Source organism: Butyricimonas paravirosa (assembly GCF_032878955.1).
Lineage (GTDB): Bacteria > Bacteroidota > Bacteroidia > Bacteroidales > Marinifilaceae > Butyricimonas > Butyricimonas paravirosa.
Genome location: NZ_CP043839.1, coordinates 2,286,412 through 2,299,325 on the forward strand (window position 1 = coordinate 2,286,412; position 12,914 = coordinate 2,299,325).

The window sequence follows — 12,914 nt, forward strand, 5'->3', positions numbered from 1 at the left end:
TATACTTTTTATCTATTAACAAAAACATGCAACCAACAGCGAAACCAATATCAGAAGGCACTGGTTATAATCCGACAAATGGACTTTCAAATCCTTATATGCCTGTTTTTTATGCGTTTTCACCGTATTAATACTCAGAGATAATTCTTCCGAGATCTCGTCATAGCTATACCCTTTCATGCGTAACAACATGATCTCCCGTTTCACATCCGACAGTTTATTGATCTCTTCCAATATTCTGGCTTTCAACTCATGCTCGATAACCAGATGATCGATAGAAACTTCATCGACAAAAACATCTTCCAATTCTTCCATATTCCGTTCCACCTTATGATCCCGAATATAGTTTAAGGTCTTATTTTTCAGACAACTGTATAAATAAGATTTAAACGACATCATATCCGGAAAACGATATGCTTTTTCCCACATATAGAGAAAAGCTTCTTGAGTAATATCCGCACTAATGACCTCATCCCGGAGTAACTTTAGCGTGAAAGCATAGGCCCGGGGATAGAACATATTAAAAATAGCCTTGAAAATCTGAGTATCTTTCAAGTCTATTTCTGACGTTTCTATTTGAATTTTTTCTACAACCATTATTTAATTATTAGTGCCTTTTCCCCTAAAGCACGAAAACGCCATAAAAGGGGTGAGGCAAATATGACTTTTTTTACAGAATATGATTATATTTTTCACAAACCACTTGTAAAATGTGAAAATTAGTAACAGAAAACGAATATACTAAATAATCCTTACCTTTGCTGAAAACAATAATCTAGAAACAGAGAACATTATGCAAATAAAGAGTATTCAACCCGTATATTTTTCACCGACTCATACCTCTGCAAAAATCGTTTCGACGATTGCAGAAGGAATGAATATTATAGTAAATAAAGAGATTGATTTAACTTACCCGTTCGCAGATCAAAAAACAATACTATCGGACACACTCACAATCATCGGTGTTCCAACCTATGCGGGGAGAGTAGCCCCGACGGCATTGGAAAGGCTACAAAAAATAAAAGGAGATAACACCCCGGCTATCATTATTGTTCTTTATGGAAATCGGGATTACGAGGATGCCTTACTTGAATTACGGGACACCGTGAAACAACTGGGTTTTATCCCTGTTGCCGGTGGAGCCTTTATCGGGGAACACTCGTATAGCACGGAGGAATTTCCCACGGCAGCCGGACGTCCCGATGTATCCGACATACAAATAGCGGTCGAATTCGGAAAGAATATTATAAAGCAACTGGATCAATATACCGATATAACAAAAGTACCAGCTTTACAGGTAAAAGGGAATTTCCCGTATAAAGAGAATAAACCTAAAACTCCGGCAACCCCGATCACCATTGACGAACTGTGTACACAATGTCAATATTGTATCGAAATCTGTCCCGTTGAAGCCATCGAATTAAAAGAAGAGATCGTGAGCGATCCCGAAATTTGTATTAAATGTTGTGCTTGCGTGAAGGAATGTCCTAACGGAGCCAGAGTTTTCAACACTCCTTTTTCAGAATTTCTCTTCAAGAACTTCCATGAGAGAAAAGAACCGGAACTTTTCTACCTAACTCGCTAAAGTATTTCTTGATTTACGATTTATGATTGAAAAATAGCCAATCATAAATCGTAAATCAAAAATCATTCAGTCTTTCAGTGCTTCTTCCACAAATTTCTGGATAAAATCCACCGTTTTGTGTACTCCCAATAGACTTGAGTCAACAGATAGATGGTAAGATGATGCCACACCCCACTCTTTATCTGAGTAGAAATTATAATAATTCGGACGAGTTTTGTCCATCTTGCGAATCAACTCACGGGCTTCCTGTTCCGATATATGTTGACGATTCATCACTGTCTTCACGCGTTCTTCTATATCTGCATGAACAAACACGTTGATACAACGTTTATTGTCACGCAAGATGTAATCGGCACAACGTCCCACGATCACACAGGAATGTTCGCCTGCCACCTTACGAATCACGTCCGACTGGATTTGAAAAAGCTTATCATTAGAAAGAAAATCATTGTACTGGAAGGGCCCGAAGGTAAATCCGGCAGCAAAAGCCTGTAACAAGTTTCCGGAATTCTTTTCATCCGCCTTCTCGAAAAACTCCTGACACAAACCGCTTTCTTTCGACGCGAGGGAAATTAATTCCTTGTCATAGAAGGTAATCCCGAAACGTTTTGCCAACTCTTGTCCGATCTCTTTACCACAACTTCCGAATTGGCGGCCTATTGTAATAACAAATTTATTATCCATATTTTGATCTTTTAAATCTATTCTTCTACAAAGCTATCGATTTTTTTTGAACCTGTAACCCGCCATAATATAAATTTCTTCATGCTTTCAGATGTTTTAGTTGCCATCTTAACATACAGGCAGCCACAATTGTCGCGATGGCATCCGCAACCGGCATACTCATCCAGACTCCGACCGTTCCCCAAATGGATGGGAACACCAATAATGACGGGATCAAAAATAGCAACTGTCGTGTCAACGACAAAAAGATCGCCTTCTTGGCCATCCCGATAGATTGGAAGAAACTGGATGTCACCATCTGGAAACCGACAACCGGGAAGAATAGTAACACGATACGCAGACCTTCCACGGCAATATTAGTTAAAGTTTCATCCGATGTGAAAAGGTAAATCAATGGCCGGGGAAAAATCTGTCCCGCCAGAAAACCGACTGTCGTTACAGTCACACCACAAAAGATGGTATATTTCAATACCTGAATCAAACGGTCGAACTGCCGGGCTCCAAAATTATACCCCGCAATAGGCTGCATTCCTTGGTTAAATCCCATCACGATCATGATAAACAAAAAGACGATCCTGTTTACAATACCATACGCCCCGATAGCCAAATCACCTCCATACGTTTTCAAACTCTTGTTGATCAAGATCACAACAAAACAAGCACAAAGATTCATCAAGAAAGGAGATAACCCGATGGCCAACATTCCTCCCACGATCTGACGTTTCAACCCGAAGATTCCACGTTGGAAATGTAAAAAACTCTTTTTCCTTGAAAAATGGTGGATTTCAAACCCTAAAGCAATAACCTGTGCGGCAATGGTTGCCAAAGCTGCACCCCGGATTCCCCAGCCGAAACCTAAAATAAACAAGGCATCCAACCCACAATTCACAATAACAGCCGTCAAAGTAGCAGCCATCGCTTTTTGTGGATAACCCGAAGCTCTTAAAACCTCGTTCAACCCCATATAAATATGCGTGACGAGATTTCCCGCCAGAATCACCTGCATATATTCCCTTGCATAAGGTAACGTGTCCGGACTCGCCCCGAAAAAGAGCAATATCGGATCAAGGAAAAGCAATGCCACGGTCATAAATACCAAGCCGATAATCCCGTTCAGCATCACCACGTTCCCCAAAACATGAGTAGCACTCTCCTTGTCTTTCTGTCCCAATTTAATAGCAACCAACGTCGATGCCCCTACCCCTACCAACGACCCGAAAGCCGCTGCCAGATTCATAAACGGGAATGTAATAGCCAATCCCGCAATCGCCAATGGTCCCACTCCATGACCGATAAATATACTATCTACCATGTTATAAAGTGAAGAGGCCGTCATGGCAATAATCGCCGGGATAGCGTATTGCATCAACAATTTTCCGATCTTCTCGGTACCTAAAACTAAAGGTGCGGTATCTCTTGTATCAGTCATTCCAATCTCCGTTCTCTTTTATTAATTGTTTCAATGCCTCAATGGCTTCTTCCTCCGGCACGGCCACACGCACCATCTCTTTTCCCCGGAATAGATTCACTTTCCCGTTTCCGGCACCCACATAACCATAGTCCGCATCCCCCATTTCACCGGGTCCGTTCACGATACACCCCATCACGGCAATCTTCAAACGACTCAGATGAGCAAATGCTTTCTTTACTTTCGCCACGGACTCCTGCAAATTATATAATGTTCGCCCACATCCGGGACAACTGATAAACTCTGTTTTATAACGACGCACTCCTGCCGATTGCAATATATCCTGACTCAAATGTACCCCGTAGAACATATCCGGAATACCGGGACATGACAACCACAAGCCATAAACCAGTCTGTCAAGGAATAAACCACCCAGATGAGCTGCCATCCACAAACTCAACCTGTTGGAATCCGACTCGTCAAACATGGCCCGCACAATTACCCGGTTCATTATCCCTAAACGTTTCAACTCTCCCAAGTACAAACGATACAAAGCGCTAGAAGGACGCTCAGGATTCAACACCACGATCGCATTTTTCTCCCGTTCCAACTTTCCGGCAAGCTCGGTATTTATCACTTCCACGTCGCACACTTCCACGAAAATACCGTCCCCCTCCACGGGTTTCGATAGCCGGACGAAATCTTTGGCATTAATCAAGGCGACCGCCTTACGATTATACACGTGGGCAATATCCAGACTATCAAAAGGAACCACCACGGTCACGGAATCCGGTAATTTCGTCAACTCCGGTCCCAATGCCTCCGTGTAGATCATCTCCGGAGACCGCATCCCACCTTGCAACATATCGCCATACACGGGATCATTCTCTGTCGCCACGTGAAAATCCAGACCGGCCATCACAGCCTCGTCAAGACATTCCACCTTAGAAATATCCGCTACAATCACGGGATGAGAGTAACGCCCTTCCACGTGAATCGGTTCCGTCTTCAAATCCTGTAAACAACAAATCTCATTTAAAAGATTCGCCACGGGAATCTCCTGTTCCGGTTCCTCAGTCAAGGATACCCGGATCGTATCGCCTAATCCTTCATTTAATAAAGTACCTATACCCACGGCAGAACGAATTCTTCCGTCTTCTCCTTCTCCGGCTTCTGTCACGCCCAGATGCAACGGGTAATCCATCCCCTCTTTCTCCATCTCCTTCACAAGCAAACGCACTGCCTCAACCATCACCCGGCAATCACTCGATTTCAAGGAAATCACGACATCATCAAATTTCTCATCCCGGCACACCCGCAGGTATTCCATGGTTGCCTCCACCATTCCGGCAGGTGTGTTCCCGTAACGGCTCATAATCCGGTCAGACAAAGATCCATGATTTGTACCTATCCGCACCGCCGTCCCGTATTCCCGGCACACGTCCAGAAATACCGTGAACTTTTCACGCAAACGCTCTAACTCCGCGGCATATTCCTCGTCCGTATAAGTCAATGTTTTGAAAGTCGCCCGTTTATCCACAAAATTCCCCGGATTGATACGTACTTTCTCCACGTGTCTGGCAGCCTCAATCGCCGCCTCCGGGTTAAAATGAATATCCGCGGAAAGCGGAGTCGTGTAACCTCTCCGACGTAGCTCCGCATGAATATTTTCCAGATTTTTAGCCTCCTTTATTCCGGGAGCCGTAATCCTCACCAACTTTCCTCCCGCCTCGATAATCCGTATAGCTTGTTCCACACAAGCTTCCGTATTCATCGTATCGGTATTTAACATGGATTGTACCAAAACCGGATACTCCGATCCAATATATATTTCTCCAATCTTAACTTGTTTCGTAGATCGACGCTTCATAATAATTGAAAATTGAAAATTGAAAATTGAAAATTGAAAATGATTACACTTTCTGACTTTCAATTCAAGATATTAATTGCTTTAAATTCTGAAGGTTACGTTTATTCGTAATTTCTTTTCCTTCCGGGGTGTAAAGATAATCGATTTCTTCTTTAAATCGGTCATAAACTTTAGCTCTTACGACTTTCATGGTCGAATTTATCATGCCATTCTGTTCGTTCAGCGCCTCCGGTAACACGGCCACGACGGCAGGCAGCCACCTTTCCGGAAATAAATGAGCGTGTTTCCCACCTACCCGGTAAGCCATCAACTCACTCTGGATCTTTTTCAACATAACCCGGTAAGCATCCATAGAATCCGATTCAACATCCTGTTTCTCGATATACTCCCGTAACGCCGTTTTATTCGGGACAATCAACCCGGCGGTGTACGGGGATTGATTATTATATAATATACAATAATCTATATATTTCGACTGTTCGGCAATGGTCTCCTCGATTCCTTCCGGGCTGTATTTCTCCCCGTCATTCGCGATCAGTAAGGATTTGAAACGCCCCAGCACGTACAACCAGCCATTGGGATGTAAATACCCCAAATCGCCTGTATGCAGCCAGCCGTCCACGATCGTCTCGGCCGTACTCTTCTCGTTTCGCCAGTATCCAGCCATCACATTTCCTCCTCTTATCCACAACTCCCCTTTTTGTCCTTGAGGTAATTCCTGTCCTTCCTCATCACAAACTTTCAAATCAATCGGTTTTACCAATATCCCGGAAGAACCGAAACGATAACGCCCGGGGGTGTTCGAGCTGATCACGGGAGAGGCCTCCGACAAACCATACCCTTGAAACATCGGAATTCCCAAAGCCGCATAGTAACGCTGTAATTCAATATCCAGCAAGGCTCCACCTCCCACGAAAAAACGAAGGTTTCCGCCAAATACCTGTTTCCGAAGTTTAGAGAATAAAAGAGAATCCCATAATTTCACCAAAGGTTTCAGCAACACCTTCCATCCTCGTCCCCGATCGTCCCCGAAACCATTATATGTATAAGCAATCTTCAATCCCAGATGATAAAACCGATCTGTAAAACGTCCTTTCGCTTTGATTCCCGCCTCGATATTCTTGCGGAAATTTTTCGCCAAGGCAGGTACGCTCAATAATATATGAGGTTTCACTTCCTGCAAATTCACCGGGATATTACGCAAATACTCCATTCCCGACTGCCCGTAATCGACAGAAGCCAGCGAGGCCCCGTTATACATAAAAGAGTAAAGCCCTACCGTATGGGCAAAACTATGATCCCATGGTAAAAACAATAATATCCGATAATATGCCGGGATTTGTATCAAGGAATCTGATTGCAACACGTTCGTCACGTAATTCCGGTGGGACAACATGATTCCTTTCGGCTCCGCCGTCGTCCCCGAAGTATAAGAAATATTTACCAGATCATCCTCCGTCACGGCATAAATCCGGTCATTCAGCAACTCCTTGTGTTCTCCCCGCCAAATCTCCCCTTCTCGTTGTAACAACTCAAAGGACACGTATTTACCTTCATTTATATCTGAATGTATCACGATAATCTTTTCCACCCCTCCGATTCGCCCTTCAATTCCCCGAACTCGATTCAAAAAGTTTGCGGACACGATCAAAAAACGAGCTTGAGAGTGTTCCACCCGAAAAACAATTTCGTTATCCGTCAACTTTATGGATAGCGGCACATTCACGCCTCCGGCGTATAACATCCCCAATTCCGAGTACACCCAAGCATTACAGCCTTCGCTTAACAATGCAATCCGGTCTCCCCTGTCCATTCCCAATTGGCACAAAGCACCCGCGAAGTTCAATACTTCTCGCTTTACCTCCATATATGATGTAGCCGCGAATTTCCCGTTTTTCTTTTCCCATAAATAAGGATTATCCGGAAACTTTTCGCAACTTCTTTCAAATAAATCTATAACCGTCTTCATATCTTTCATCATTCCCACAAAGCTAACAAAGAATTTGGAAATTCTTACGAAGAAAACCGACCATTCGTTACCGTAAAGAACTTTTCATTCCAGATCTGCCGGGAAACAAATCCGGAAATGGTAGCTCTCCACAATGAATTCAATTCCCAAGGCTTGGAAATCATCAGTATTTCTCTGGATAGTGACAAATCCGAGTGGCTGAAAGCCATTGAAGAAGACGGTTTACTATGCCTTATCACGGTTCCGAACTAAAATCATCGTTATCAACCTGAAAGGTGAATCCCTAAAACAAAAAATCAAAGGACTGATGAAGTAAACACCGCCAAAGACCTGCATTGTAACCTTATCATCACATTTCACGTAAGATTAAACTCACCTAAAATCGAAAGCTATGATAAGAGCATTAATCCTGGCTATCGTTCTTTTCCTTATCGGAACAACGATAGCAATAAATAATTATATCAAAACTCAAGACCAAGTACCCTCGTCAAAGGAAGTGTTTCAACCGGATGAATTCCATGTCCCCAGTTTTACACACAATACGCTCTCTCTCGAATATCATTCATTATAAGCAAGATAATTATTGCATAATTTGTGCAGCACTTTTTATGCCACACAAATTACGCAATGACTTTTAAGAATAACAAGAGGTTTAATAACATTTACGCTTTCTTCGCATCCAATCGACGTACCACTTTCCCGTAAATAATCAGGGCCACGGCTGATACCAAAGCAATTGCCGCAAAGTAATACCAGATGTAATGCGCATTTGCAGAGGCAGCCATCCAATCGGCCTCGCTACTATATAATTCACGGGCAGGGCAATATTTACTCAGCAAGAACCCGGACAACCCGAACCCGAAAATGGATGACAAAAAGGAGTGTAGATGACTAAAACCCAAATACATTCCTTCTTCTCCCTTCGGCGCTTGTAAAGAGAAATATTCCAAAAAACGAGGAGAAATAAACACTTCTGCCAATCCCTGGAACACGATTCCCACGATCATCATAAACGCCACCGGATGCAATCCAAGAATCTCACCACCGCCCAACATATTCCCAGAGGCCATACACAAAGCCGAGATCGGCATGATGAACATACCACAAGTCATGGAGAACAAAGCTGACTTTTTACGCATCAGCGAAGTCACCAGATTCACCGTCAACACGACCACCAAAGGATTTACGTTAGCATACCAACCGATAGCACTTGCCTCTCCCGCCAAACGGGTCACGTATTTCGGCATCGTGGCATACAACTGATGCTGTACCATCCAGAACCCGGTAATAATCAAGATCAAAACAATCAACCGTCCGTTAGTACAAACTTTCACCAAAGCCGTCCATATCTGTCCGAAAGTCTTTCCCTCCCCGGCGTGTTTATCACTCTTGTAAAACAAATAAATCGCGATCAACGCGAGAAAAGTCATTCCTGCGGAGAAATAATTTAACACGATCATCCCCTCATGCCCCATGGCATCACGTAACGGGGTGACAAGAACCTTTCCGGAGAAAGCTCCGATATTCACCATCCCGTAAAAAATAGCAAACCCTCTTGCCCGATTTTTCTCGTCCGTCTCTTTGGCCACCGTACCGGAAATCACACTCTTTATGAATGATCCTCCCACGATAATCAGAATCATGATCGGAATAATCCCGTAGCGATAACCGCTTTCCTGCAATCCCGTAAACTTTGTCACGTAACCGTACTCAACCAATCCCGTTGAGGCCAGAAAATTCGGGAATAATCCCAATCCCAAATAACCTAACGACAATAAGGTAAACGCCAATAACATTGACTTACGAAAACCGATCTTATCGGCAAGCGCACCCGAAAATGTCGGCAATAAATACAAACAAGCGGAAAAAACTCCCGCAATAGTCGCCGCCTGAATATCCGTGAATCCCAAGACGTTACTCAAATATAACGTGATCACGACGAACACCCCGTAATAAGCAGCACGCTCTAACAATTCTACCGTGTTGGCAACCCAAAACGCTTTACTAAACTTTACTTTCTCTTTCTTTTCTGTTGTCACACTCATACTATTAATTTATTACTAACATTTACACACGCCGACAAAAATAATATTTTACAATTGAAAATGAAGAAAAGTTTAAAGTAATGTAGAATTTAGAGTTTAGAATGAAAAAGATTCCGTGATTGCCGATTCGATGATTGGGTGATTAAAATCACTTAATCGAAAATCATTAAATCACTTAATCGATAGGATCTAAAATCCAAAATCTAAAATTAATAAATCATTTGTTCATCCAGCTTTTCCCCTTTCAACGCGTCGTCCGAATACACGTGCAAACTGTGAGCCATATCGCTTAAACAGGTAATCCGGTGAATATGATTGTTGAATTTACCGGCCTCACCGATAGCATATAACCCGTGAATATCGCTAATTGTCATCTCTTGAACCAGACGGATCCCCTCTTTAAAAGGTTCAAAAACCTCAACCAAAAACTCTCCATCGGCAAACGTGTAACCAGCAAACTGGGGATGAGCATGAATGGCCGTACGGTTTCCTTTCTTCCACGACATCACGATAGCCTCCCAACCGGATTCGTCCCTGCCAATATAATTCCGCATGTAGGTCTCATCCGAAAAGCGATCAAAAGAATCCAACGGGTGATTTTGCACAAAATCCAGCACATACGACTTGATCTGTTCTCCCACGCCCTCGCAGATCGGCCCGGAATGTACGATATTCAACAAACCACCCATAAAACTTTCATATCCGGCAACCATACACGGAGTCAAGTCAAAATCTTCTTGCAATATCTTATTCATACTATTCTTCTTTTTTACCGCATACAAACATACACGATTTCCTGGCTCCCCGCTTGTGTATATATACTTACTTCACAAGGTAAAAAATACGTAATATTTTTATAATTCGATGTTATTCGCTAATTTCACGGTCTAATTGAAACAGAATTCGTAAAAGATGAAAACAATATTCGTCACGTTACTTGCATTTATATTACTTCTTCTTTCTTGTATTAAAGACGAAAAAGAAGATGTCATAAATTACATCGAAGAAAACGACAAATTACCGGAATTCACCGTGAAAAACGCAACCGGAGAAGAACTTCATAGTGAAGATTTATCGGGAAACACAACCCTGTTGGTTTTCTTCGTTACCACCTGTGGCGATTGCAAGCGGGAACTCCCGAAGATTGACAGCGTGTGGAATGAACTGAAAGACCAGCCCACCTTCCGACTCGTCACCATCTCCCGCGGGGAAACAGCCGAAGTCGTCAACGCTTTCTGGAAAGAACAAAACTTCACGATGCCGTTCTACCTTGACCCGGACGAAAAAGTCTTTTCCCTTTTTGCCAATAGCACCATTCCCCGTGTCTATCTCGTCAACCGGGAAAACATCGTGACCTGGATGGCCGTTGAGCAAATGGATCTTTCTGCAAAACAACTAATCGGGAAAATAGAACAAATCATGTGAATAGGATATGAGTGTCAGTGATGCACAAATAATAGCTTTGCTACAAGCCGGTAAAAGACAAGGTATGAATGCACTGTTTGACAGGTATTACAAACCTTTAGTCGTGTTCGCCGATGACCTACTCCACGATCTACCGGAAGCTGAGGACACGGTACTGGAACAATTCGTGAAACTATGGGAAAAAGAACTTTATGAACATATCCATCCAAACGCTTTGTCAACATTCCTTTTCACGATCGTGAAAAATGCCTGTATGAACCAGATAACCAAAAAAGGACTACCCACGGAGCAATTAGATTTACCTCATTATGCCATAGCTCAAGAGGAATCCTATCTACTGGATGAAACCGTCATCGAAACCGTTTTAGCTGCCGTCCGGAAACTTCCTGAAAAGACACAACAAGTTGTCCAATCTGTCATGTGTCAAGGACACTCCTATCAAGAGACTGCGGATGAACTGGAAGTATCCATTAATACCGTGAAAACATTACTGAAAGCCGGGATGAGAGAATTACGTTCAGAATTAGAAGAATACAAGAAAATGTTCTTGCTTTTCATGTTATACCCCCAGGATTTTCAATAAAACAACGCCTACAACACACTGTTTACCAGAGATATTTAAAAATATATTTCATTTTTTTCTTATTTCATTCACCCGTCAGGACCAAAAATCTGTTTAACTAATAAAAGATAAACAGAAACATGGAAATAGATGACAACATATTTCAAGCCATTCAAGCTTGTTGGACTGGAAAAGCCTCTCCGGAACAGATAGAACTCATCCGAGACTGGCTTGACACAAGTCAAGAAAATCGGGATCTATTTGAAAGATTAAGCAAGACCCATTATCAGCTCGCACACGTTCAAACATGGAAACGTATCGATTCCCTGCAAGGAAAAGAAAAATTGAATTCCCGTCTAAAAAAACAAAAGAAATCCTTCCATTGGAAATACCTTGTATCCGGTGTAGCAGCCGCTTGCTTAATTCTTTTTGCGGTAACGAGATTCATTCCTCACGAACCCTCCCCGGAAAAAACGATCCTTGACTTGGCTCAAGTGAAAAGCGGTAGTCCTAAAGCCACCTTAATCTTTGACAATGGGAAAAAGATTCAATTAAATGCTGATGATACCTTCGAAATAAAAATCAAAAACACCATCGTTAAAGATGGTGAAAACACCGGACTAAAATACGAGCTTAGTGACTCTCTTTCAACACGGGCAACAGATGAAACCGTCGAGTACAACACACTTGTTGTCTCCCGCGGTAGAGAATACATCCTTACTCTCTCGGATGGAACCAAGGTTTGGTTAAACTCAGAAACCGAATTGAAATACCCCGTCCGGTTCACGGGTAACACGAGGGAGGTCAGCGTGAAAGGAGAAGCCTATTTTGAAGTAAAACGAGACACGCTCCGCCCCTTTATCGTCCACACCCCGTACTCCAACACGAAAGTTCTCGGAACTTCGTTTAATGTCAGCGCTTACGAGGATGAAACGACCACAGCTATAACTCTCGTGAGTGGGAAAGTCGAGGTGTACAATCAACATGAAAAATGTATTCTAAAACCGGGATGGCAGGCCGTCACGGAGAATAAATCCGGGACGCTGAAAACACGGGAAGTGGATGTCACTGGTTATGTCTCTTGGAAAGACGGGATGTTCGAATTCAATGATATGCCGCTGGTACAACTTGTATCACAGTTAAGCCGCTGGTACAACGTGGACTTCTTCTTCGCGAACAGCGATATACGAGACTTCAAGTTCACGGGTGCTATCAAACGGAGTAACACGCTGTTATTCATGCTTGAATTTATTGAAAAAACATCTAATGTTTACTTTAAAGTGAATGGAAATGTAATCCAGATATACGAGAAATAAAAAAGACCGTCAGGTGTTCGCACCACCTTTCGGTCCCAGTTCAGTTAAAA

General features: G+C 42.8%; 13 protein-coding genes. 6 read left to right on the forward strand and 7 right to left on the reverse strand.

Going from position 1 to position 12,914, the window contains the following annotated elements:
* Nucleotides 1-15: 15 nt before the first annotated feature.
* On the reverse strand, nt 16-597 hold the full coding sequence (locus F1644_RS09560) for an RNA polymerase sigma factor (protein WP_118261469.1): 582 nt from the start codon (nt 595-597) through the stop codon (nt 16-18).
* Nucleotides 598-793: 196 nt separating this feature from the next.
* On the opposite strand from F1644_RS09560, the gene F1644_RS09565 reads away from it, so the two are divergent.
* A complete protein-coding gene (locus F1644_RS09565; RefSeq protein ID WP_118303980.1) occupies nt 794-1,585 on the forward strand; it encodes a 4Fe-4S binding protein in 792 nt (263 codons plus the stop codon).
* A gap of 66 nt (nt 1,586-1,651) precedes the next feature.
* Here F1644_RS09565 and F1644_RS09570 read toward each other — a convergent pair whose 3' ends face one another.
* The 4 genes from F1644_RS09570 to F1644_RS09585 form a co-directional block, all read right to left on the reverse strand.
* Entirely contained in the window at nt 1,652-2,269 is a 618-nt protein-coding gene (locus tag F1644_RS09570; protein ID WP_087421537.1) for a cytidylate kinase-like family protein, read from the reverse strand.
* A gap of 79 nt (nt 2,270-2,348) precedes the next feature.
* A complete protein-coding gene (locus F1644_RS09575; protein WP_087421536.1) occupies nt 2,349-3,698 on the reverse strand; it encodes an MATE family efflux transporter in 1,350 nt (449 codons plus the stop codon).
* Entirely contained in the window at nt 3,691-5,547 is a 1,857-nt protein-coding gene (gene ispG, locus F1644_RS09580) for a (E)-4-hydroxy-3-methylbut-2-enyl-diphosphate synthase (protein ID WP_118303978.1), read from the reverse strand. The genes F1644_RS09575 and ispG overlap by 8 nt, the downstream gene beginning before the upstream one ends.
* Nucleotides 5,548-5,611: 64 nt before the next feature.
* Nucleotides 5,612-7,516: an AMP-dependent synthetase/ligase gene (locus F1644_RS09585; protein ID WP_373291441.1), complete on the reverse strand. Its 1,905-nt coding sequence runs from the start codon at nt 7,514-7,516 to the stop codon at nt 5,612-5,614.
* A gap of 117 nt (nt 7,517-7,633) precedes the next feature.
* Here F1644_RS09585 and F1644_RS09590 point away from each other — a divergent pair, with 117 nt between their 5' ends.
* On the forward strand, nt 7,634-7,768 hold the full coding sequence (locus F1644_RS09590; protein ID WP_118303976.1) for a hypothetical protein: 135 nt from the start codon (nt 7,634-7,636) through the stop codon (nt 7,766-7,768).
* A gap of 139 nt (nt 7,769-7,907) precedes the next feature.
* A complete protein-coding gene (locus F1644_RS09595) occupies nt 7,908-8,087 on the forward strand; it encodes a hypothetical protein (protein WP_118303974.1) in 180 nt (59 codons plus the stop codon).
* A 91-nt stretch (nt 8,088-8,178) separates the two neighbouring features.
* On the opposite strand, the gene F1644_RS09600 is transcribed toward F1644_RS09595, so the two are convergent.
* Both F1644_RS09600 and F1644_RS09605 read right to left on the reverse strand, forming a co-directional pair.
* A complete protein-coding gene (locus tag F1644_RS09600; RefSeq protein ID WP_118304038.1) occupies nt 8,179-9,555 on the reverse strand; it encodes an MFS transporter in 1,377 nt (458 codons plus the stop codon).
* A gap of 215 nt (nt 9,556-9,770) precedes the next feature.
* Nucleotides 9,771-10,316, reverse strand: coding sequence for a cupin domain-containing protein (locus tag F1644_RS09605; protein WP_118303972.1), 546 nt, complete (start codon nt 10,314-10,316; stop codon nt 9,771-9,773).
* A gap of 157 nt (nt 10,317-10,473) precedes the next feature.
* Between F1644_RS09605 and F1644_RS09610 the strand changes: the two genes are divergently transcribed.
* The 3 genes from F1644_RS09610 to F1644_RS09620 all read left to right on the forward strand — a co-directional run bounded on the left by F1644_RS09610 (nt 10,474) and on the right by F1644_RS09620 (nt 12,864).
* Nucleotides 10,474-10,986, forward strand: a complete 513-nt coding sequence (locus F1644_RS09610; protein ID WP_209279516.1) for a TlpA family protein disulfide reductase — start codon at nt 10,474-10,476, stop codon at nt 10,984-10,986.
* Between the two features lie 7 nt (nt 10,987-10,993).
* Nucleotides 10,994-11,569 (forward strand): RNA polymerase sigma factor, encoded by a 576-nt coding sequence (locus tag F1644_RS09615; RefSeq protein WP_118303970.1) that lies wholly within the window; start codon nt 10,994-10,996, stop codon nt 11,567-11,569.
* Between the two features lie 119 nt (nt 11,570-11,688).
* Nucleotides 11,689-12,864: a FecR family protein gene (locus F1644_RS09620; RefSeq protein WP_168044283.1), complete on the forward strand. Its 1,176-nt coding sequence runs from the start codon at nt 11,689-11,691 to the stop codon at nt 12,862-12,864.
* The last annotated feature ends 50 nt before the right edge of the window (nt 12,865-12,914 follow it).